20 protein-coding genes and 1 pseudogene are annotated in these 21909 nt (G+C 70.2%); 11 read left to right on the top strand and 10 right to left on the bottom strand.

Going from position 1 to position 21909, the window contains the following annotated elements:
- Positions 1-14 precede the first annotated feature (14 nt).
- Genes AB0383_RS03995 through AB0383_RS03980 form a run of 4 tightly spaced genes read right to left on the bottom strand, consistent with a single transcriptional unit; the run spans position 15 to position 5127 of the window.
- Positions 15-1070 (bottom strand): acetate kinase, encoded by a 1056-nt coding sequence (locus AB0383_RS03995; RefSeq protein ID WP_364176421.1) that lies wholly within the window; start codon positions 1068-1070, stop codon positions 15-17.
- Positions 1058-3355 carry a phosphoketolase family protein gene (locus AB0383_RS03990; protein ID WP_366185055.1) on the bottom strand — a complete coding sequence of 766 codons (2298 nt, stop codon included), beginning with the start codon at positions 3353-3355 and terminating at the stop codon, positions 1058-1060. The genes AB0383_RS03995 and AB0383_RS03990 overlap by 13 nt, the downstream gene beginning before the upstream one ends.
- Before the next feature lie 16 nt (positions 3356-3371).
- A complete protein-coding gene (locus AB0383_RS03985) occupies positions 3372-3971 on the bottom strand; it encodes an NAD(P)H-dependent oxidoreductase (protein WP_366185053.1) in 600 nt (199 codons plus the stop codon).
- Positions 3972-3990: 19 nt separating this feature from the next.
- On the bottom strand, positions 3991-5127 hold the full coding sequence (locus AB0383_RS03980) for a glutathione-independent formaldehyde dehydrogenase (RefSeq protein WP_364176224.1): 1137 nt from the start codon (positions 5125-5127) through the stop codon (positions 3991-3993).
- Positions 5128-5234: 107 nt separating this feature from the next.
- On the opposite strand from AB0383_RS03980, the gene AB0383_RS03975 reads away from it, so the two are divergent.
- Complete coding sequence (locus tag AB0383_RS03975; protein ID WP_366185050.1) at positions 5235-6365, top strand: FUSC family protein; 1131 nt, start codon at positions 5235-5237, stop codon at positions 6363-6365.
- A gap of 98 nt (positions 6366-6463) precedes the next feature.
- On the opposite strand, the gene AB0383_RS03970 is transcribed toward AB0383_RS03975, so the two are convergent.
- The 3 genes and pseudogenes from AB0383_RS03970 to AB0383_RS03960 all read right to left on the bottom strand — a co-directional run bounded on the left by AB0383_RS03970 (position 6464) and on the right by AB0383_RS03960 (position 7904).
- Complete coding sequence (locus tag AB0383_RS03970) at positions 6464-6646, bottom strand: DUF2795 domain-containing protein (RefSeq protein ID WP_366185048.1); 183 nt, start codon at positions 6644-6646, stop codon at positions 6464-6466.
- Positions 6647-6738: 92 nt separating this feature from the next.
- The gene (locus AB0383_RS03965; protein ID WP_366185046.1) at positions 6739-6909 is read right to left on the bottom strand and encodes a hypothetical protein; all 171 of its coding nucleotides are present in this window, start codon (positions 6907-6909) and stop codon (positions 6739-6741) included.
- Positions 6910-6982: 73 nt separating this feature from the next.
- Positions 6983-7904: pseudogene (locus AB0383_RS03960) on the bottom strand (hypothetical protein).
- A gap of 173 nt (positions 7905-8077) precedes the next feature.
- Here AB0383_RS03960 and AB0383_RS03955 point away from each other — a divergent pair.
- The 3 genes from AB0383_RS03955 to AB0383_RS03945 are packed head-to-tail and all read left to right on the top strand — an operon-like array spanning position 8078 to position 10785.
- Complete coding sequence (locus tag AB0383_RS03955) at positions 8078-8713, top strand: UdgX family uracil-DNA binding protein (protein WP_366185044.1); 636 nt, start codon at positions 8078-8080, stop codon at positions 8711-8713.
- A gap of 9 nt (positions 8714-8722) precedes the next feature.
- On the top strand, positions 8723-9871 hold the full coding sequence (locus AB0383_RS03950; protein WP_366185042.1) for an FAD/NAD(P)-binding oxidoreductase: 1149 nt from the start codon (positions 8723-8725) through the stop codon (positions 9869-9871).
- 59 nt (positions 9872-9930) lie between these two features.
- On the top strand, positions 9931-10785 hold the full coding sequence (locus tag AB0383_RS03945) for an SDR family oxidoreductase (protein WP_366185040.1): 855 nt from the start codon (positions 9931-9933) through the stop codon (positions 10783-10785).
- A gap of 135 nt (positions 10786-10920) precedes the next feature.
- Here AB0383_RS03945 and AB0383_RS03940 read toward each other — a convergent pair whose 3' ends face one another.
- Both AB0383_RS03940 and AB0383_RS03935 read right to left on the bottom strand, forming a co-directional pair.
- On the bottom strand, positions 10921-11442 hold the full coding sequence (locus tag AB0383_RS03940) for a carbonic anhydrase (RefSeq protein WP_364176204.1): 522 nt from the start codon (positions 11440-11442) through the stop codon (positions 10921-10923).
- Positions 11443-11540: 98 nt separating this feature from the next.
- Positions 11541-11873: a plasmid stabilization protein gene (locus AB0383_RS03935; protein WP_364176202.1), complete on the bottom strand. Its 333-nt coding sequence runs from the start codon at positions 11871-11873 to the stop codon at positions 11541-11543.
- Positions 11874-12098: 225 nt separating this feature from the next.
- Here AB0383_RS03935 and AB0383_RS03930 point away from each other — a divergent pair, with 225 nt between their 5' ends.
- From AB0383_RS03930 to AB0383_RS03920, 3 genes are all read left to right on the top strand, one after another.
- Positions 12099-13409 (top strand): ammonium transporter, encoded by a 1311-nt coding sequence (locus AB0383_RS03930; protein ID WP_364176200.1) that lies wholly within the window; start codon positions 12099-12101, stop codon positions 13407-13409.
- Positions 13406-13744 carry a P-II family nitrogen regulator gene (locus tag AB0383_RS03925; RefSeq protein ID WP_366185037.1) on the top strand — a complete coding sequence of 113 codons (339 nt, stop codon included), beginning with the start codon at positions 13406-13408 and terminating at the stop codon, positions 13742-13744. The genes AB0383_RS03930 and AB0383_RS03925 overlap by 4 nt, the downstream gene beginning before the upstream one ends.
- Before the next feature lie 118 nt (positions 13745-13862).
- Positions 13863-15401 carry an amidase gene (locus AB0383_RS03920; protein ID WP_364176194.1) on the top strand — a complete coding sequence of 513 codons (1539 nt, stop codon included), beginning with the start codon at positions 13863-13865 and terminating at the stop codon, positions 15399-15401.
- Positions 15402-15599: 198 nt separating this feature from the next.
- Here the strand turns inward: AB0383_RS03920 and AB0383_RS03915 are convergent, their stop codons facing one another.
- Complete coding sequence (locus AB0383_RS03915) at positions 15600-16010, bottom strand: amidohydrolase family protein (protein WP_364176191.1); 411 nt, start codon at positions 16008-16010, stop codon at positions 15600-15602.
- 95 nt (positions 16011-16105) lie between these two features.
- Between AB0383_RS03915 and AB0383_RS03910 the strand changes: the two genes are divergently transcribed.
- From AB0383_RS03910 to AB0383_RS03895, 4 genes are all read left to right on the top strand, one after another.
- Positions 16106-16825 carry a LuxR C-terminal-related transcriptional regulator gene (locus AB0383_RS03910; protein WP_366185505.1) on the top strand — a complete coding sequence of 240 codons (720 nt, stop codon included), beginning with the start codon at positions 16106-16108 and terminating at the stop codon, positions 16823-16825.
- An 850-nt stretch (positions 16826-17675) separates the two neighbouring features.
- Positions 17676-18128, top strand: a complete 453-nt coding sequence (locus tag AB0383_RS03905) for a hypothetical protein (protein WP_366185034.1) — start codon at positions 17676-17678, stop codon at positions 18126-18128.
- Between the two features lie 970 nt (positions 18129-19098).
- Positions 19099-20397 (top strand): GNAT family N-acetyltransferase, encoded by a 1299-nt coding sequence (locus AB0383_RS03900; RefSeq protein ID WP_364176183.1) that lies wholly within the window; start codon positions 19099-19101, stop codon positions 20395-20397.
- A gap of 672 nt (positions 20398-21069) precedes the next feature.
- Complete coding sequence (locus AB0383_RS03895) at positions 21070-21582, top strand: DUF2199 domain-containing protein (RefSeq protein ID WP_364176180.1); 513 nt, start codon at positions 21070-21072, stop codon at positions 21580-21582.
- The last annotated feature ends 327 nt before the right edge of the window (positions 21583-21909 follow it).

The following is a 21909-nucleotide window of genomic DNA, read 5'->3' as shown; positions in this document are numbered from 1 at the left end:
AGGGAGGGTGGTGATCAACCCACGCCCGCCGCCGCCCTGGCCAGTTCCAGTTCCTCTCGGGACCGGACGGCGAGCACGGGCACGGCCGCGCCGGGCGGGCTGATCACCGCGTCCTCGTCGCGATTTCGGCTGAGCCCACCGGAGATGCCGAGCACGCCGAGGCCCGCGGCGACGGCTTCGGCGACCTCGGGCTGGTCCCAGCCGATGTCGCCGGTGAACACCAGGGCGTCGACCCGGTCCAGGCTCGCGGCCACCGCCGCCAGTTCACGGCGGGCGCGGTGCTCGAACACGGCGAGGGTGAACTTGGCCTCGACGTCGCCGGCGCGCACCAGGTCGCGGGTGTCGTCCGACGTGCCGGACAGGCCGAGGAGCCCGGAGTGGTGGTAGAGGCCGTCTTCCAGTTCGTCGAGGGTCACCTTGCCTTCGCGCAGCAGCCACAGCAGCAGACCGGGGTCGACGGTGCCGGACCGCTTCGCCATCATCGTTCCCTCCAGCGGTGTGAGGCCCATGGAGGTGTCGACACTGCGGCCGCGCGACACCGCGCAGACCGAGCACCCGCCGGAAAGGTGCGCGACGAGCAGGTTCAGCTCGGCGGCGGGGCGGCGCAGCAGCGCGGCGGCGCGGCGGGCCGCCCAGGCGAAGGACAGGCCGTGGAAACCGTAGCGGCGCAGGTCCCAGCGCGCTCGCCAGCGCTCCGGCAGCGGGTAGGTGCGCGCGATCGCCGGCAGGGTCCGGTGGAACGCCGTGTCCGGGCAGACGACGTGCCGTGCGTCCGGCAGGCGCTCGGTCAGCCGGTCGAGCAGCGCCTCGGTCTTCGGCACGTGCTCGGGCGCGAGCGAGCGGACCGCGGCGATCGCGGCGCGGACCGTCGGGGTGACGACGGTGGGTTCGACGATATCCGGGCCACCGTGCACGAGCCGGTGCGCGACCACGTCGACGGTGCCATACCGGTCCACAAAGGACTCGACGTCGTCACCGGTGCCGAGGACTTCCTCCGTCCGGGCGTCCACGAGGTGCAGCCGCAGGCTGGCGGAGCCGGGGTTGACCGTCAGCACGGTCATCGCGGCCACCGCCACCCGGTGATCTCGGGCGCGTCCTCGCCGTTCCGGTAGGCGCTCGCCAGCGCCGCGTCACGCTGCTGCCGGAACCGCCGCGCCAGGTCCCCGCCCGCCGAGGACCAGCCGCGGGCCCGGGTGGCCGCGTCGGCGGCGAGGTCGTGGCGGCTCATCCGGTTGCTCGCCAGCAGGTCGTACGGCGTGGTGGTGGTGCCTTCCTCGAGATAACCGTGCACGTGGAAGCGTTGCGCACCCGGCCGGCCGTGCAGCACCTCGTGCACTGCCGACGGATAGCCGTGGAAGGCGAAAACGACAGGAACGTTTTCGCCGAAGCACTCGGCGAAGGCCTCGTCCGACAAGCCGTGGGGATGCCGGTCCGGCGGGCACAGCGACAGCAGGTCGACGACGTTGACCACCCGCACCCGCAAGTCGGGCGCGGCGTCGCGGAGCAGGTCCGTCGCGGCGAGCGCTTCGACGGTCGGGGTCGTCCCGGCACACGCCAGCACGACGTCGGCCTCACCGTCGTGGCCCGCCCACGGCCAGACCGCCGCGCCCGCGCGGCAGTGTGCCCGGGCCTCGTCGGGGGAGAGCCACACCGGTCCGCTCTGCTTTCCCGCGACGACGACGTTGATCAGATCGGTCGAGGACAGGCAGCGATGCAGGGTCCCCAACAGGGTGTTGGCGTCAGGCGGGAAGTAGATCCGCGCGGTGCCGGCCTTTTTGGTGAGCATCTGGTTGATGAACCCGGGGCCCTGGTGGCTGTAGCCGTTGTGTTCCTGGCGCCACCCGTCGCTGGTGAGCAGGTAGTTCAGGCTCGCCACCGGGGCCCGCCACGCGACCTCGCCGGACATCTTGAGGAACTTGGCGTACTGGTTCACCATGCTGTCCACAATGGATACGAAAGCTTCGTAGCACGGGAACAGGCCGTGGCGGCCGGTCAGCAGGTAACCCTGCAGCCAGCCCTGGCACAGGTGTTCCGACAGCACTTCGAGCACGCGCCCGCGGCCGGCGAGGTGCTCGGTGTGGCCGGGGACATCCCGGTCGAACTGCCGCGCGGTGACCTCCAGCAACGCGCCGAGGTTGTTGGACTCCAGCTCGTCGGGGCAGACGACCCGCAACGTGTCGGGCGCCTGCCGCACCAGCTCGGCGAGCCAGGCGCCGGCGACCTCGGTCGGCCCGGCGTCGACCGCGCCGCGGCCGGTCACCGTGACGGCGAAATCCTCGATCTCGGGGAGCGGAAGGTCGCGCCGCAGGAGCCCGCCGTTGGCCTGCGGCACGCGGCCGAGCCGCAGCCGCGGTTCGGGCGGCACGGTAAGCAGATCGGGCGCGGGAACGCCGTCGGCGTCGAACAGCTCCTCCGGCCGGTAGGACCGCAGCCAGCGGTCCAGCTCGGCCAGCTGCGCCGGGTCGCGGGCCGCGCCGGGCAGCGGGACCTGGTGGGCGTGGAAGGTCCCTTCGAGCGGGGTGCCGTCCGGGCTGGTGGCCGGCAGGCCGAGGCCCTTGGTGTTGCGCAGCACGATCATCGGCGGCGGCCCGGTGACCTGGGCGTGCGCCCGCGCGAGCGCGTCGGCCAGCGGCACTCCCGGGTCGTCGGCGTCCCGGACGTCGACCAGCAGCGGAGTCCACCCGCAGCCGGTGAAGTAGGCCGTGAGCTCGTCGTCCGACATCGCCTCGTAGAGGGTCGGCGACGCGATCTTGTAGCCGTTGAGGTGCAGGATCGGCAGCACGCGGCCGTCGCCGGGACCGGTGAACTTCGGGCTGTGCCACGCGGCGGCCGTCGGCCCGGTCTCCGCTTCGCCGTCCCCGACGACGCAGGCGACCAGCAGGCCGGGATCGTCGAAAGCGGCGCCGAACGCCGTGGCGAGGGCGTACCCGAGCTCGCCGCCCTCGTGGATCACGCCGGGCACCTCGGGGGAGAGGTGGCTGGGAAACCCGCCTGGCCACGAGAAGCGCCGGACGAGCTCGGCGAGCCCGGACCCGTCCAGCGCCAGTTTGTCGTCGTATTCGGCGTGGGTGCCTTCGAGCCACAGGTTGGCGTGGATCGCCGGGGCGCCGTGCCCCGGCCCGGTGACCAGCAGCGTGCGCTGCCCGGTCTCGGCCACCAGCCGGTTCAGGCCGGCGTAGACGAGGGTCAGGCCCGGGCAGGTGCCCCAGTGTCCGAGCGGCCGCGGCTTGAGGTGCTCGGGCCGCAGCGGCTCGGTCAGCAGGACGTTGTCCTTGAGGTGGATCATCGCCGCGGCGAGGTAGTCGCAGGCCCGGCGGTAACGGCGCAGCGTGTCGGCTGAGGGTGGAGCGGGCACGGCGGGTCCCTCCTGGTCAAGCGACCGGGTAGCGGTGTTCGCCCAGCAGGGTCGCGAGGTGCACGGCGTTGCGGACCAGGGTCGCGTTGGCCGAGGCCACGGCTTCCGGCGTTTCGGCGAGGTCGGTGTAGTCGCCGCCCTTCATCGCTTCGCCGTTCCAGTACGTGCCGCCCTGGGCCGGCACGCTGAAGCCGGTGTCGTTGAGCGCCTGGAACAGGTCGGCGATGATCTTGTGGGCGCCGTCCTCGTTGCCGACCACGGCGGCGACGGCGACCTTGCCGAACATCGCGGGCCGTCCGTCACTGTCAGTTTCGGACAGTTCGGCGTCGAGCCGTTCCAGCACGCGCTGCGCGACGCTGGACAGGTGCCCGACCCAGGTGGGCGTGGCGATCAGCAGGATGTCGGCGTCGTGGAGTTTGTGCCGCAGTGCGGGCCACGCGTCGCCGTCGCCGAGGTCGGCTTCGACGCCGGGTTTGACGTCGTGGTCCACCACACGGACGAGCTCGCCGGTGGCGCCGCGTTCGGCGAACAGGTCCAGCAGCTGCCGGGCGATGAGGTCACTGCTCGAGGCGGCCGGCGACGGTTTGAGCGTGCAGACGAGTGCGAGTACCCGCATGGTGTCCCTCCGGGGCCGGTCACGGATGCAGCAGGACCTTGGTCCAGCCGTCGTCGCGGCGGTCGAACTTTTCGTAGCCCGCGGCGGCCTCGTCCAGCGACAGCTCGTGCGAGACCAGGAAGGAAGGGTTCGCCTTACCGGTGATGATCAGGTCGCGCAGCTGCCGGTTGTAGCGTTTGACGGGCGCCTGGCCGGTGCCCATGCGCTGGCCCTTCATGAAGAAACTGCCGTAGTCCCAGGCGATCCGGCCATTCTGAGCCTGCTCGGTCACGGCGCCGGGATCCTCCGGCACGTACACGCCGACCACGCCGATCCCGCCGGTCGGCCGCACGACCTTCACCAGGTTGTCGAGCACCAGCTCCGGGTGTTCCTCGCCGGTGTGGTCGTGGGCCTGGTAGCCGACGGCCTCGACCCCGCAGTCGGCGCCCGCGCCGCCCGTGGCGGCCAGGATCTGCTCGACCGGATCGGCCTCGGCCAGGTCGATCGGGGTGGTGCCGATCTTCTCGGCCATCGCGAGCCGGTCGCGTTCCTTGTCGACGACGTAGACCTCGGCCGCGCCGCGGATCACCGCGCTGTGCGCGGCCAGCAGCCCGACCGGGCCCGCCCCGAACACCGCGACGCGGTCGCCGGGCCGCATCCCCGCGAGCTCGGTGCCGTGCCAGCCGGTGGGGAAGATGTCCGACAGCATCGTGAAGTCGTTCTCGTACTCGGTGCCCGCAGGCAGGTCGAGCAGGTTGAAGTCGGCGTACGGCACGCGCAGGTACTCCGCTTGGCCGCCGTCGTAGGGGCCCATGCTCGCGTAGCCGTAGGCCGCGCCGTCCATTCCGTCGATCGGGTTCACCCGTTCGCAGAACGACGTCCAGCCGGCGCCGCAGTTGCGGCAGGTGCCGCAGGCGACGTTGAACGGCACCGAAACCCGGTCGCCCACCTTCACCCGGGTCACGCCGGCGCCGATCTCGGCGACGAACCCCATGTTCTCGTGCCCGAGGATCTTGCCCTGCTCGACGTCGGTACGGCCTTCATACATGTGCAGGTCTGACCCGCAGATGTTCGTCGTGGTGATCCGGATGATCGCGTCGGTGGGCTGCTCGATCTTCGGTTCGGGCACCTCGCGCACCTCGACGTCTCGCGGTCCCTGGTAGACGACTGCCTTCATGCGGGTCTCTCCGTTTCTCGTCGGCTGTCCGAACCGGCTACCCGCGAAGCCGGTGGCTACACATGCGTCGTGGCGGGTAGTCACCGGACGTGGACTGGACGACACCCGTGGAAACGAGACCCGACGACGTGCTGGGCCAGGGTGTCCGTACGCCCGTGGGCTGGCTGTCGCGTGCGCTCCGCGTGCCGGGCCGGGAGCGCCGCACCTTGGTGCAGGCGGCGAAAGCTGCCTTGGCGGCGGCCGGTGCGTGGTTGCTGGCAACGCTCGTGCTGCGCCTGCCGCAGCCGTTCCTCGCGCCGTACGCGGCGGTGTTCCTCGTGGAGACGACGGTCTACCGCTCGGTGCGTGGCTGGGTGCAGCAGGTCGGCGCGGTCGGCGCTGGTGTCGTGCTGGCGGGCCTGGCAGGGCAGGTGATCCCGTGGCCCGCCGTGGCCTTGGGACTGGTGGTGTTCGTCGGGCTGCTGATCGGGTCGTGGCGGAGGTTCGGGGAGTCGGGCGTGTGGGTCGGCGTCACGGGCATGCTGCTGATCGCGTACGGCACCCCGGCGGCGCTGCTCGGCGACCGGCTTGTGGAGACGGCGATCGGCGCCGCGATCGGCGCGGTGGTGAACGCGTTGGTGTTCCCGCCGCTGTCGGGCCGGCGGCTCGTCGAGGCGATCGACGCGCTGGCCGGCACGCTCGCCGGGTTCCTCGGCAGCACCGCCGGGCTGATCCGCGCGGAGCAGCCGCCGGACGACGTCGAGGACTGGCTGGGGGAGGCCCGCGAGCTGCGCAGCGTGGTCGCGGTGACCGCCGACGCCATTCGGCGCACACGGGAGGAACGTGTCCTGAACCTGCGGCGACGGCGCTCCGGAACCGTCCTAGACCAGCGCGCCGAGCGGCTGATTGATCGGCGCGGTCCGCACGGCGTCCGAGCGCGAGGAGACGTTCACCTATCCGTGGCCGGCGCCCCGCGAGACGCTGGCCGAGGTGATCGACAGCGTGAGCGCGGCCGTCCGGGTTCCGGACGACGCGGGAGAACTGGACCGAAGCCGGCGCCTGATGTCCACTGTGGAGCGCCGCCTGGCCGCCCCGGAGGATGGCGTGACCGCGGCGCTGGGCCTGGGGGTCATGACCCTTCCGATCCGGCATCTGCTGGAGCGACTCGAACGGTGACGGGTTGGAGGGGGCGGGTCCCGCGGTGTGCCCCGGCCGCGACCTGGTGCTGCTGGGCACCAGCACGCTGCCGACGCACCTGATCCGCGCCGGCGGGTTCCGGCAAACGACCGGCCCGGCGCTCAGCCCGGGCCGGTCGCTGCCGGCTACTGTGTCAACTTCCACCTGAAGTTCGGCTGGCTCACGGCGATTCGGGGCCGAGAAGCTTGTGGACGGCATCGGCGTCGGCGTACTCCTGCTCGGGCAGCGTGCCCAGGCGGCCGATGATCTGGTCACCGGCTCCGTGGGCGGTGGCGCAGCGGAGCAGTTCCTCGCGTCCGCAGGGGTATTCGACGTCGGTCAGGTAGTCGCGGACATCGGGCACAGGGCTCCTCCTCGTGGCTGGCGCAGTGTTGTACCGCCCAGGAATTCCCCCGGGCGCGCCGAGTAAACACGCGCCACTGGGTCCGATGTGGACTACCGCTCGTTGTCGACGCGGCGGCGGTGGCGGCAGGACGTGCAGACCACCGTCTGCCCGATCTCACCCCCGCCCTCGGTGACGAGCCGGGCCACGTGCAGCGCGGTCTGGCCGCAGATCTCGCACTTGAGGGGGGTGCTGTCGGGCCTGATGACCATTCGGGTACTCATAGGACCTCCGTGGTGTCGCTGGTGTCGGTCGGCGGCCCGGGTCTCCGGTGTGGGGCGAGGCTGCCGAACCGGATCACGACGACGGTTGCTCCTCAGCGGTGCGCCGCGTCCGGACGGTTGCGTCCGGGTGCCGGGACAGCGGCGTGAGCGGCAGAGTCGGAATCTCCGCCACCCGTTCCAGGTGGCGCAGCAGAATCCCTTCCCGAAGCGCCCACGGGCAGATCTCGACACGCTTCACGTCCAGCGCCGACAGCGTCACCTCCGCGCTGAGCGCGCCGGCCACAACTTGGCGCGCGCGTGAGCGCGAAATACCGCGGAGGCCGGCGCGCTTGGCCGCCGAGACCTCGGCCAGCCGCGGAATCCACTCCCGCAGCGCGGCCACCTCCAGCTCACGCGCCACGAACGGTCCCTTGCGCTGCGGGGCCGCGCCGGCGAGGCGGGCCAGCTGCTTGAACGTCTTGGAGGTGGCGACAACCCGCCGCGGCAGGCCTTCCCAGCGCAGGCGGTCGAGCACCTCCGACAGCGTGTCGCGGGTGTGCCGGCGCACCGCCTTCACCTGCTTGCCCGTCGGCGGATCGGCGGTCAGGAACTCGCGGGTGAGCCGCCCGGCGCCCAGCGGCAGCGAGAGCGCCAGCTCGGGCTCGACGTCGCGGCCCAGCACCAGCTCCATCGACCCGTCGCCGATGTCGACGAGCAGCAGCCGCCCGGTCGACCAGCCGTACCAGCGGCGCGCGGCGAGATACGTCAGGCGGGCCTCTTCCGCCCGAGAGGAACTGCGGGCGGATGCCGGACTCGGCCTCGATGCGGTTGATGACCTCGTCGCGGTTGGCGGCGTCGCGGATCGCCGCCGTGACAAAGGGGCAGAGCTGGTCGACGCCCATGCGCACGGCCGCGTCCACGGCCCGGCCGACCGCCTCGGCCGCCCTCGTGACACCGGTTTCACTCAGCGCGCCGTTGAGCAACAGTTCCTCGGCCAGCAATGTCGGCTCCTTCACCGCGTGCGCGGGCAGCGGCGGCGCCCCGGCGGACACGTCCACCGCCTGTAACTGGGCGGAATTAGACCCGATGTCCAATACGGCAAATCTGATCCGTTCGATGTACCCCGGCCGGGACGGCTTACACCCGAACGGAGGTTTCCGCCGTTCACCGAACGGGAATCCGATCCCCTATGCCGTCGCCGCAGGGAGCCGCGCCCCCGGACTCGACCGATCTCACCCGGCTGCGCCGTGCCGCCGCCGACTGCACGGGGTGTGCGCTGTACCGCTCCGCGAACCGGACGGTGTTCGGCGAGGGGCCGCGCCGGGCCGAGGTTTTCGTCGCCGGGGAACAACCCGGTGATCAGGAGGACAAGCAGGGCAAGCCCTTCGTCGGCCCGGCCGGCCGTCTGCTCGACGACGCGCTCGCCGAGGCCGGGTTCGACCGGGAGGCGCTGTACGTCACGAACGCCGTGAAGCACTTCAAGTTCACCGAACGCGGCAAGCGGCGCATCCACGAGAAGCCCTCGCGCACCGAGGTCGTGGCGTGCCGGCCGTGGCTGGTCGCGGAGCTGCGGGCCGTGCGCCCTCGGCTGGTGCTGCTGCTGGGCGCCACCGCGGCTCAGTCGGTCTACGGCACGGCGTTCCGGATCACGAATCAGCGGGGCCGGCCCCTGGATCCCTCCGAGGAATTCGCCGGGCTGTTCGACGTCGCCGTCGCGACCGTGCACCCGTCGGCGGTTCTGCGCGCGCCCGACCGTGAGACGGCCCGGGCGGAGTTCGTCGCCGACCTCGAAGCGGCGCGCGAGAACCTCGGCACGACGGGGTAACCGCACGGTATGACGGACGAAACCCTGGTCGTGATCGGCAGCGGCCCGGCGGGTATCACCGCCGCGCGGGCCTACCGCGAAGCCGGCGGGAGGGGCCGGGTGCGGGTGGTGTCCGCGGACCCGGACCCTCCCTACGCGCGGCCCCCGCTGTCGAAGGACTTCCTGCGCGGCGAGTCCGGCGAGCCGGACCTCGCCCTCGACGATCCGGGCCCGGACGTGGAACTCGTCCTGGGCGATCCCGTGGCGGAACTTGGCGAGCACGAGATCCGCACAGAATCCGGCGTGTTCCGCCCGTTCACCCGCTGCGTGCTGGCGACCGGCGCAGAACCCGTCCGTCCACCGATTCCCGGCGCGGACCACCCGGACGTGTGCTGCCTGCGGTCGCTGACGAGTTCCCGCGAGCTGCGAGCCGCGGCCGGTGCCGCTCGCAGCGCCGTCGTGGTGGGGGCCGGCTTCATCGGCTGCGAGGCCGCGGTGTCGTTGTCGCGCCTCGGGGTCCAGGTGACGATGCTGTGTCCCGATTCCGTGCCGCAGCGGCAACGTCTCGGGCGCGACGCCGGTGAGCTGATCCTGCACTGGCTCAAGTCCGAGGGTGTCAGCGTGCTGCGTGAAACGCCGCTCGACGCGGTCACCGAAGGGCACCGTGTCCACACGGGACTCGTATCCGCGCTCGACACCGACCTGATCCTGCTCGCCACCGGCGTCCGGCCGCGTGTGGAGCTCGCCGAAAAGGCCGGGCTCACTGTGGAAAACGGTCGTGTGCGCACCGACCAGCGCCTGCGCACCAGCCGCCCGGACGTCTACGCGGCCGGCGACATCGCGCTGGCCTACAACCCCCCGGCCGGGCGCGCACTGGCCGTCGAGCACTGGGGCGAGGGACTCGCGATGGGTGAGGTCGCGGGCCGTTCGGCGGCGGGCGCGGAAACGGTCTGGGACGCGGTCCCCGGGTTCTGGTCGGAAATCGGCGATCACGTGCTGAAGTACGCGGCCTGGGGCGACGGCTTCGACGACGCCCGGCCGGTGTCGGTCGACGGCGGGTTCACCGTCTGGTACGAGCGCCGCGGCACCGCGCTCGGCGTGCTCACGTACAACGCCGACGAGGACTACGAACGCGGCACCGAACTGATCCGCGAGCATCGTCCGATTCCCCTGCTTTGAATCGCACGGCGCGGGGTAACCGGGGAGCGTACCGACGCCCTGACCGCACAGGAGATCCCATGTCCGACGCACAGCGCCCACCGCAGCAGCAGGAACCACCCGGCGTCACGGAGGACATGGAGCCCCGGCCGCGGGACATCATGGCCGACTACACCGGCAGCGGGCTCCTCGACGGGCGCCGCGCGCTGATCACCGGAGGCGACTCGGGCATCGGCCGCGCGGTGGCGATCGCGTTCGCCAAGGAGGGCGCCGACGTCGCCATCGCCTACCTGGAAGAACACGACGACGCGAAGTACACGGCGAGCCGCGTGGAGGCCGAGGGCCGCGAATGCCTGCTGCTGCCCGGGGATCTCGCGGACGCGCAGCAGTGCCGGGACGTCGTCGCCCGCACTCTCGACCGGCTCGGCGGCCTCGATCTGCTCGTGAACAACGCGGCGGTGCAGTGGCCGGTGGACTCGCCGGAGGAGCTCACCGACGAGCAGTGGTTGCGCACGTTCGACGTGAACATGCACAGCTACTTCCGCGTGACCGCCGCCGCGCTGCCGCACCTGGGCGAGGGCTCGTCGATCATCAACACCGGCTCGGTCAACGGCTTGCGCGGCAACAAGTCCCTGATCGACTACTCGGCCACCAAGGGCGCGATCCACGCGTGGACGTACTCGATGGCCCAGGCATTGGCCGAGCGCGGCATCCGCGTGAACTGCGTGGCGCCGGGTCCGGTGTGGACGCCCCTCATTCCCTCGACGTTCCCACCCGAGAAGGTCGAAAGCTTCGGCTCGCAGGTGCCGTTCAACCGCGCGGCGCACCCCGACGAACTGGCGCCCTCGTACGTTTTCCTCGCCGCGAACCGGCTTTCGTCGTACTACAGCGGCGAGGTCCTCGCCGCTCTCGGCGGCGAGACCACGCCCGGCTGATCAGGAACCGGTGATTACCTCCTTGCTGACGACTACGCCCTCGGCCGGAACCGGTTCCGGCGTGCTTCCATGGCCATCTTCGGTGTCTACCTGCGGTAGCGCGGTTCCCGGAGTCGAGCCCGCCGGTACCGACCATCAGGCGCCGGACGAGTCCGGCTGAGCCGGGAATCGCCGGATTTCGTGGAGTTTTCCGGTGGTCACGTCGAACACGAATCCCCGCACGGACGCCTTCGCGGGGATGAACGGCGAGTTCTCGATCCGGGCGATCGACTGGCGGACGTCCTCGTCCAGGTCGGCGAACGCCTCGGCGGCCCACGCGGGCTTGACGCCGGTATCGTCCTGAATGGACTTCTTGAACTGGTCGTCGGTGAAGGTGAGCATGCCGCAATCGGTGTGGTGGATGAGGATGATTTCCTCGGTGCCGAGCAGGCGCTGGCTGATGGCGAGCGAGCGGATCTCGTCCTCGGTGATCACGCCGCCGGCGTTGCGGATCACGTGCGCCTCGCCCTCGTTGAGGCCGAGCACGGCGTAGACGTTGATGCGTGCGTCCATGCACGCCACCACCGCGACGTGTTTGGCCGGCGGCAAGGGGAGGGGGCCGGAGAACTGCTCGGCGTAGCGGGCGTTGTTGGCCAGGAGTTCGTCGGTGACGGACATGGCGAGTCCCCTTCCGGAGTGGGTGTCCTCGCCCAGTGGACTGCCCCGGCTGTTTGTGCGCAATGGGGTCCAGCCAGTGGAAACTCAGCCACGTGTCCTCAGCGGCCGAGGGCGGATTGCAGCTCCTTTTTCGTCATGGTGGAGCGCCCCTTGATGTTGCGCTTCTTGGCCTCGTTGTACAGCTGCTCCTTGGTCGGCCCGCCCGGGCCCTGCCGGTTCCCCGACCGCTTCCCGCCACGCTTTTGCGGGGACATGTCCTGCGTCGAGCTCTTGCTGGCCGTGCGGGATTCGCCGGACTGGGCGCGGTTCTTGTTGACCGTCCGCGCGGCGATCTCCTTCGCCCGACCCGTACTGGCGCCACGCTTCTTCTGCGACGACTTGATGTGCTCGTACTGACGTTCGCGCTTGTCACTCCAGCTCTGCTCGGGCATGGCTCCTCCTCTGTCGTGACCAGCGCTTACCCGCGGTAGTCGCCGGCGAAACACCCCACGAGGATGGTCTCGCGATACCCGCCGCTGTCGGTGACGAACCGCCGGATCCGATTCAGCCGTTTTGTCGCGTTCGGAGTAGGCGGTGGACTCACAGCGGAAACATGCCGGTAACACCGCCCGGTTAGCTTCCTGCCGCGGGTCGGCGAGATGAGGAGACGTACGGGCGTGGTGGATACGGGAAGCACGGCGTGGTTGCTCGTCAGCGCGGCACTGGTGATGCTGATGACGCCGGGGCTCGCGCTGTTCTACGGCGGGATGGTCCGCGCGCGGAGTGTGTTGAACGTGATGGCGATGACGTTCATCTGTCTCGCGACCGTCGGCCTCGTCTGGGTGGTCTACGGGTATTCGCTCGCGTTCGGCGCCGATTGGTTCGGCGGGCTGCTCGGCGATCTGCGGCTGGCCGGTCTGCGCGGGATCGCGGAGCAGACGATCGGGCCGGCAGGGAACAAGGTGCCGCTGTTCGCGTTCGTCGCCTTCCAGATGATGTTCGCGGTCGTCACGGTGGCGCTGCTGGCCGGCGCGATCGCCGAGCGGGCGCGGTTCTGGACGTGGACGGTGTTTTCCGTCGTGTGGGTCACTCTGGTCTACCTGCCGGTGGCGCACTGGGTCTTCGCACCCGACGGGTGGATCGCGAGCAAGCTGCACGTGCTGGACTTCGCGGGCGGCACCGTCGTCGAGGTGAATTCCGGTGCCGCCGCGCTGGCGCTGGCGATCGTGCTCGGTCGCCGCCACGGCTGGCCGAGGCAGGCCGCCCGGCCGCACAACCTGCCTTTCGTGATGTTCGGCGCCGGGCTGCTGTGGTTCGGCTGGTTCGGCTTCAACGCCGGCTCCGCGCTGGTGGCGAAGAACTTGGCCGCCACGTCGTTCTTGAACACCACCGTCGCGGGGGCGGTCGCGGTGTTGGGCTGGCTGCTCGTCGAGCAGTTCCGCGACGGGAAACCGACCACCCTCGGCGCCGCGTCCGGTGCGGTGGCCGGGCTGGTGGGGATCACGCCCGGGTGTGCCTACGTCGAACCGCTCGGCGCGATCGCGATCGGCCTGGTGGCGGGGGTGGCGTGTTCGTTCGCCGTGGGACTGAAGTACCGGTTCGGGTTCGACGACGCACTGGATGTGGTCGCGGTGCACGGCATCGGCGGCTTGATCGGGACACTGCTGATCGGCCTGTTCGCGACCGTCAGCGTGGATCCACAGGGGGTCGACGGCCTGTTCTACGGCGGCGGACTCGACCAGCTGTGGCGCCAAGCGGCCGGGACGTTCGCAGTACTAGGGTACTCGCTGGTCGTGACCTTCCTGATCGGCTGGGTCATGCACAAGTTCATGGGATTCCGGCTCGACCGCGAGGCTGAGATCGACGGTGTCGACGAGGCCGAGCACGCCGAAGGCGCGTATGAGCTGGCAGTCCAATCCGGACGCCGGGGCAGCGTGCCCGCCGGTGCCCCGGGATCGCACCGGCCGGCACGCGAGGAGACTCGATGAAGCTGCTGACCGCCGTCGTCAAACCGTTCGTGCTCGACGACGTCCGGGTTGCCCTGGAGGAACTCGGCATCGCGGGCATGACGGTCACCGAGGTCCGCGGATACGGCCGGCAGAAAGGCCACACCGAGATCTACCGCGGCGCCGAATACGCGATCGACTTCATCGCGAAGTTCCGCCTGGAAATCCTCCTCGATGACGACCAGGTCGAGGCGGTGCTGCGCACGGTGCGCGAGACCGCCCACACCGGCAAGATCGGCGACGGCAAGATCTGGGTCACCCCGGTGGAAACCGTCGTCCGCGTCCGCACCGGCGAACGCGGATCTGACGCTCTGTAGGCCTGCCCTGCTCCGCAACAGAACCCATTACCGAAACCCCGGGTCGGCTCGATCCGCGTTGACGTGCCGGCCGATCGTCCCTAGGTTCGACCCCATCGCCGACCTCGAGGGAGCGGTCATGGCCATTCCTGTGCCCGATGCGGTAAGGCTCGCGGCTCTGTCGCAGCACTATGGATTCGACTTGACCCAGGCCGAGGTCGGGGAGTTCGTCCCGGCGGTCGAGGGGACGCTGGCGGCGTCGGAGGAGGTCGAGCGGCTCTACCGCAGGTCCGCGCCCGAGGCACCCGTGCGTGAGTTCGCGCTGCCGGCGGACAATCCGTTCAACGCCTGGTCGGTGCGGACCGCGATCAGCGAGACGGCGGAAGGCTCGTTGGCGGGCCGGACGGTCGCGGTGAAGGACAACGTCGCCGTGGCCGGGATTCCGATGGTCAACGGATCGGCGTCGATGGACGGCTTCGTGCCGAGGCGGGACGCCACGGTCGTGCGCCGGCTGCTGGCCGCGGGCGCCACCATCTCCGGCAAGTCGACGTGTGAAGACCTGTGTTTCTCCGGGGGCAGTTTCACGTCGTGGCCGGGGCCGGTGCGCAACCCGTGGGACCTCTCGCGCAACGCGGGTGGTTCCTCGAGCGGCAGCGCCGCACTGGTGGCGAACGGCGACGTCGACCTGGCGGTGGGCGGGGACCAGGGCGGCTCCGTGCGGATCCCGGCGTCGTTCACCGGGATCGTGGGACACAAGCCGACGTACGGCTTGGTGCCCTACACCGGTGCCTTCCCGATCGAGCAGACCATCGACCACCTCGGGCCGATGACGCGCACGGTGGGAGACGCGGCGCTGATGCTGGGCGTGCTGGCCGGTGTCGACGGCTACGACTCCCGCCAGCCGTCAGTCCTCGATCCGGTCGACTACGTCGCCGCCCTGCGCGAGAGCGCTTCTGGTCTGCGGGTCGGCGTCGTGCGGGAAGGATTCGCCACACCTGTGTCACTGACCGGCGTCGACGACGCGGTCCGGGGCGCCGTGGAGGTGCTGCGGTCGGCCGGGCTGACCGCTGACGAGGTCTCGGTCCCGTGGCACCTCGACGCCATGGCGGTGTGGAACGTGATCGCGACCGAAGGCGCCGCCTACCAGATGATCGAGGGCCACGGGTACGGAATGGGCACCTGGGGCCAGTACGACCCCGAGCTGATCGCGCACTACGCCCAGGGCCGGGTCGCGCGCGGTCGCGACCTGTCCAAGACGGTCCAGCTCGTCGGCCTCTCGGGCCGCTACACCTTCGAACTCGGCGGCGGCAAGTACTACGCCATGGCGCGCAACCTCTCGTACGAATTGCGCGACGCCTACGACGCGGCACTGGCCGAGTACGACGTCCTCGTCATGCCGACGCTGCCTTACGTCGCGCGGGAGCTGCCGTCGCCGGACGTGTCTCTTGCCGACTACCTGGACACGGCGCTGTCGATGATCGGCAACACCGCGCCCTTCGACGTGACCGGGCACCCGGCCTGCAGCGTCCCCGCCGGCCTCGTGGACGGCCTGCCCGCCGGCATGATGATCATCGGCAAGCGGTTCGACGACGCCACCGTCCTGCGCGTCGCCCACACCTACGAGCAAGCCGTAGGAGGTTTCCCCGCTCCGGCCGGCGCCGCCGCGGTGACGTCCTGAGAGGCGACTCGGACCCGTCTACATCGACGGAAATGGCCCCTGGGCTGAGTTTCTCTGCCGTGGTGGGCATGGTGAGCCGCCGCTGTGCCGTCGAGGTGATGGGGCCGGTACACCTCGTCGATCTCGGGCCCGCGATGCGGACGTTGACCCGGCCGCCCGCGGGAGTGATGACGGAGCGGTCCGCGAAACCCTCGAGAATCACAGGCCGAACGAGTACCAGGCGTCGGCGTTGCCGGCCAGGACCCGCTCCCGTTCGCCGTCGGTCAGTGCCGCCAGTAGCCGCTGCCCGCCGGTGCCGTGGTCGTGGGGGTGATCGCTCGCGTACATCAGCATGGTGCCCGCGTCGAAGAGGTCGAGCGCCTGCCTGACCTGGAGCGGATCCTGCGGCAGGTGCGCCGGCGCCGTGGTGAGCCGCAGGTGCCGCCGCGCGACCTCCGAGGGTTTGCCGGTCAGCCAGGGCACTTCGCGCCAGACGCCCTTCCAGTCCTTGTCGAACCGCCACAGCAGGGCCGGCAGCCACGAGAACCCGCATTCCAGCAAGGTCACCCGAAGCTCGGGCAGGTCGGCGAAGGCGCCTTGGGTGATCAGGCTGGTGATCTGCGCCTGCACGAGGATCTGCGACCCGGGAATTGACCGATAGGGGCTTTGCCTTCACGAGCGTCGACGCCGACGGTGTGCCATGGCCTGAGTCGTACTGGTGGGAGATGGGGCAGCCGGGCGGACTACGTGATGGGCTCTCCGTCGCCCTCACCGCGGACGGCGCCTGCTGGGGGCTACTGCACCTGTTCCGCGATCACGACGGTCGCCGGTTCACCACGGCCGACGTCGACGCGGTCAGGAAGATCGTGCCGACCCTGGGCCGCCGCCTGCGGCGGAGCACGATCGATCCGGCGGGCGGGCGGGCGGCCGAGCGGCGACGAGGCCGGAACGCTGATCCTCGATCGCGGCCTCGCCCCGGTGGCGTCGACGCCGGAGGCGGACCGCTGGCTCTCCCGCCTCCCGCAGACCGCACCTGGGGGCGATCCGCTCCCCGGATTCGTCTACGCGATCGCTGCCCGGCTCGGTCCCGATGTCCTGCCACCCTCGACCCCCCAGCTGCGCATCCGCGCCGACGACGGAACCTGGCTTGTCGTGCGCGCGGCGAGGTTGTCCGGAAGCTCGGCGCTCGGAGACGGGGCCATCGCAGTGACGATCGAACCCGCATGCCAGGCGGATTTACGTCCGCTGTTGATGCGGGCGCACAAGTTGTCCGCGCGCGAGCGGGAAGTCGCAGCGCTGGCGGTGCAAGGGCTCACGATCTCGAGCTGGCGAGCGCCTTGTTCATCACCCGCCACACCGTCGCGGACCACCTCAAGGCGATCTACGACAAGCTCGGGGTGAACAGCCGGGGCGAGCTGACCTCGATGCTCGGCGGACTCCGTTGAGCAGGACCACCCGGAGCCGCGGTCAGCTCGGTCGACGTCGACGAGGAACTTGTCGACGTCGATCACGTCTGCGATCGTGGCTCCCGGCAGGGCGAGGACGTGCTCGAGATCGGCGAACAGCCGGTGCATCCCGGAGCGCAGGTCCGTTGGATCGTCAGGGTTCTTCGGGCCGCCGAGCAGCCCGGAGACTCGACGGAGCCGGTGCCCGGGCGCGTCGAGCAGCGGATTCTCAGCCGGCCCTGTTGGAGCTCCGACCGCCGTGGCCAAGGGGGTCGGCGCGACCATCTATTGCGCGGGTATCACGGTGATCCAGTGACGTGCCGAGGTGGCCGGTAGCCAGGTCGTGCCGCCGGTGTCCGAAGCGGACTCCGAGCGACTCGTCGAGTCCGGGGGCAGGCCCATTCGGGGTGCTCGGTCCGGTTGCGGAAGCAGCCCAGGTCGGCCTTTGTCGTCGGGGAGAGTCTCGGCGCAGGCGAATCTGCCCCAACTCCTGATCGAGACCGCGTAGTGAATCCGCTCACTCGACGCCGCTCTCGTCTACCGCGTGGCTCGCGGTCAGCGTCGCGCTGCCCGTGGGCGTGAACGTGCTCTGGCCAGCGCCGTTGTTCGCCCGCGGCGGCTGCCCGACGGCCGCCTCGTGTTGTCCGCTGCCGGCGCGCTGCTCGTCGGAGGGAGGCCCTGGGGCGCGGGGCGCCGAATTCCCGGTGGTGGCCGGTAACGCCGGGTGCGGTCGGACCGACCATGTCGTGTTGATGTCAGCGAAGGAGCACCAGTGTCCAACTCACACCCGTTGGTCCCGCCACAACCAGCGTCCAGAGCGAGGCGGCGCTGGCCGTGGATCATCGGGGCGGTGCTGGTCGTCGTGATAGTCGGGGTCGGCGCAAACGCTCGTCGAGCGGAGAGTCTGCAGCCGTTCCGAGCCGCCCACGACGCGGCGACGTCGTCGGCCACGGCAACCGACGGCGGCACCGGCGAGGCGACCATCCTGCGTGCGGCAAGCCTGCTGCACGCGCACGTCGAGAACCTCGAGCAACTGATCTGCGACCCGTACACGGCGACCGCGACGGCGACCGCCGGTGGGTTCGATGTCCACGTCACCTACCCGGGCCCCGCGAATTTGACCGTCTTCGCCGAGACCTTCGATGAGCGCCCCAGCACGCAGCACAAGACGATCGGCGGGCAAGACGCCGGGGCGACGTTCACGTTCACCGGATTCCCCTTCGATCAGGTGATGGCGATCTCGGTGTCGGAGACATCGGACCGTGGCCTCGGCACTTGCGACGTCTTCGATCGGGCTCCGTAGCCGACACCCTCCGAACGCTGCAGCGTCGTCGGTGACGTCGAGTAGGTGTCCGTGCGCCGGAGCCAGGTTCCTTGGTGCACGGATCGTCGTTCCAGGCGTGCAAGGCGCCCTCGATGACCTCCAGGTCGTCGCGCCAGGCGCGTCCTTGACGCAGCGGGGTTGTACCGGTCAAGCGGTCAGCCCAACGGTCTGGCTACAAGACGCCCTGGAAGCCTTCTGCCGGCACGCGCTGGAGCAGGTCTGTCGGGGGTTGGCAGCCGACCGCGAGCTGGTCGAACGTGGTCGTGGCGGTCGAAACTGCGGAACCGGCTGCGGTGCGGCAGGAGCACTTGTGCCCGAACTGCGCCCGGCCCCTCACGTGTGCCCGCCGAGACTTCGCCCCGCCGCCGAGGCGTGATGTCCGCGGATGGTCTGTGCTGACCGCGGTCTTGGGCGAAGGGTTGCGCTACGAAGGGCGATCGGCATGCGGGTGCGAGAAGGAGCCCAAGTACCGTCCGCGGACCCGCGCCGAATTGCGGGTGCGTCGGACCGTTGCCGAGAGAGATGGCCTGCCGCTGTCGGAGACGTTGTGTCGGCCGGATCCGCTGACGTCGAACCTGGCTGATCCGGCACCTCAGCGTGGGTACGGAGGCGATGCCGATGAGCGCTGATTTTCCGCCGCGGGACACCTGACGCCTTCCTGACTGCTGCTGGCCGTCCGTTCGGAAGTGTCGTTGGTTCGAGAAGTGATCGGCACCAGGGCCGCCCGCTGGTCGGCCGCCGCGCTCGGCGGCGATTCGGTGGAGTTCTCAAGCCGTGGTGAAGTGAAACCGGGTCACGTCCTGCCTCCTTGGCCACGGCTACCGATTGGTAACCGACGTTGGCCTGGGCACCTTCAAAGTTCGCCCGTGCCGGTGCGCCGGCGGTGTTGCGAGGGTTCGAATAGCCGAGCGCGGCGCTCCGGGACGTTCGGCCTCGCACACCAGGCGCGGTGGCCGGTACCGTGCTGATGGTGCCGACGTGGCGTTTGCGGGATTTCCACGACGACGATCTGGACCGCGCCATCCAGCTCTGGGATCAGGACCGGCAGGCGGGCGACTCGCCTCCGGTGTTCCCGATTTCGGAGGTCATGGCTGCGACCCGGACCGGCGTTGTCGTGGTGGCGGTGGTCGGCGATGACCTGGTGGGGATGGCGGTCGCGCAGGCACAGGGGGAGCGGGCCTGGATCACGGGGGTGTCGCTCGCCCGGCGGTGGCGCAACCGGGGGATCGGCAGCTCCCTGATCGGCGAACTCGAGCGGCGGCTGAGGGAGCAGGGGATCCGCCGGATCAGTGCGCTGCTCCCGCCCGGCGCGACGGGAACCGCGGCTCTGGAAAACTCCGGCTATCCGGCTCGCCCCGGGTTGATCTTCTACGAAAAGGTCGAGCATCTCGGCGCCAGCGACGCGGGTCTGCTCGCGGAGCTCGGCGGGCGGGTTCTCCCGCGGGGACTGTGGACCGATCTCGCCGGGATGGAGCGGGAGAAGGAAACCATCGAGCGGCGGATCGTGCTGCCGCTGGCCAAGCCCGTGCTGGCGGACCGGTACGGCGTCGTGCCGCCGAAGGCGGTCATCCTCTTCGGGCCGCCGGGTACGGGCAAGACCAGCTTCGCCAAAGCGGTTGCCTCCCGGCTGGAATGGCCGTTCGTGGAGCTGTTCCCCTCCAGGCTCGCGTCGTCGGGAGCCGGAGGCTTGGCCACCTCACTGCGCGACACGTTCGCCGACCTGGCCGACCTCGAGACCGTTGTGCTGTTCATCGACGAAGTCGAGGAGATCGCCGGCGTCCGGTCCGGGCTGGCCGTCGATCCTGGCCACGGAGTCACCAACGAGCTGCTCAAACTGATCCCGGGCTTCCGCGACCACGACGACCGCCTGCTGATCTGCGCCACCAACTCCGTCCGCTCTCTCGATCCGGCGTTCCTGCGCCCGGGCCGGTTCGACTACGTTCTCCCGGTCGGTCCCCCGGACCCGGCGGCGCGGGCGGCGATCTGGCGGCGGTACCTCGGCCCCGTGGCCGGAGGCGTCGAGCTGGAGCGGCTCGTGGCGGCGAGCGAGATGTTCACCCCCGCCGACATCGAGTTCGCTGCTCGCAAAGGAGCCCAGGCCGCGTTCGAACGTGATGTCGTCCACGGCCGCGGCGCCCCCGCCGGCACCGAGGATTACCTCACCGCCATCGCCGACACCCGGCCCACCCTCACCGAACAGGCCCTGACAGAGTTCCGGGAAGACATCGCCCGGTACGTGCGGATGTGATCGGCGCACGCGTCGGCTGTGCTCACGAGGTCAGTTCCTGACGAGGCCACCGGGTTGATGACTTGCCCGACAGACCTGCCCTGACGGACGACGGAGGCCGGGCACCTGGCCGTCGGACAGGGCGGACACCTCGAGCATGAAGAAACAGCATCTCAGCCACACCTGCCCGTGCTGGCGCAACGGGGTTCGAGGCTTCAGCCCGGTGGTCGACGGGGAACCGAGGCTCCTCGGAGGCCTTCACGTTGCGCACGGCCGGGGGCGCCGGACTCCAACCGCGATTCCGCAGCCTCAGCGGGTGCACCCCCACCGACTACCTGACCGGCAATGCGTAGCTCAACGTGATCGTCCATCCGGTGCAGCATTCGGCGTGCGGCCCGTTGATCACCAAGGGCAGTGATCCATCAGCCAGACAGGGGTGCCCGGGAAAGCGCTGATGAACCCGGCTCCTTCGGCGATCGCGCTCGCACGCGTTCCACGCCCGGCAAGTTGTCCACAGTGGCCGGATCGGCCTTGGCGGACCGGCACACCGGCCGTTTCACAACTGTTGACGTAGTCGGAGGGGCGGACCCACCCTTGACCTGTCGACCTCAATGAGCAGGTGCTGCACCGATGGCGGCCCAGGCCGAGACCGGATCGATCAAGGCTGTGCGAGGCATGCCTATGCTGTGCGCCATGACGACCGACCTGGGGTTCGACTGCTCATGCTGCGGCCAGCACCACGACGAGCTCCCGTTGGGCTATGGCACATTCGCACCGGCCTACTGGCACGACGGCCTGGCCGGCAAACCTGACAGCATCCTCGGTGACGAGCAATGCGTGATCGATGGAGAGCATTTCTTCATCAGGGCTCGCCTGGTCCTGCCGACCACGGATGCCGGCGACGACTTCGAATGGGGCGTGTGGGTGTCGCTCAGCGAGGCCAACTTCGCCCGCGTCACCGAACTGTGGGACAAGCCGGAGCGAGTGCAGGAGCCGCCCTACTTCGGATGGCTCGCCACCGAACTCCCCACCTACGAGCCGACAACCCTGAACCTGAAAACGAACCTGCACAGTCAGCCCGTCGGCGTCCGGCCAACCGTGGAACTCGAGCCCACCGACCACCCACTGGCAGTCGAACAACGCACCGGCATCACCCGTGCCCGCGTGCGAACGATCGCCGAACTGCTCCTGCACCCCACCCCGTGATGACTCCGTGACGCGAGATTACGGCAGCACACCCGGATGCAGGTCAAGCACCACGCACGGATAGCCGCCGACCACAGCACAACGCGCCAGCGGAAGCACGACCGCTTCTGACCGCCAGAGCTACGGTTTCTGCGACGACGGGCATCGCCGCTACCGCCGTGCGCACGGTTCACTTTCCCGATTCACGACCGATATCGGTGAGAAGTGGTCGCGTTGGTGGTTCGGTGGGCGCCGATGTCAGTACCGGGCCACGGCCGGGTAATCCGTTGTGCTCGATTTCGTCAAGACCCGGGCTGCGGTCGCCGTGCCGATGGTGGCCGCCGTTGT

The sequence above is a fragment of the Amycolatopsis sp. NPDC051373 genome (genome assembly GCF_040689465.1).
Taxonomy (GTDB): domain Bacteria; phylum Actinomycetota; class Actinomycetes; order Mycobacteriales; family Pseudonocardiaceae; genus Amycolatopsis.
This window is presented reverse-complemented; position numbering and strand designations above follow the sequence as displayed.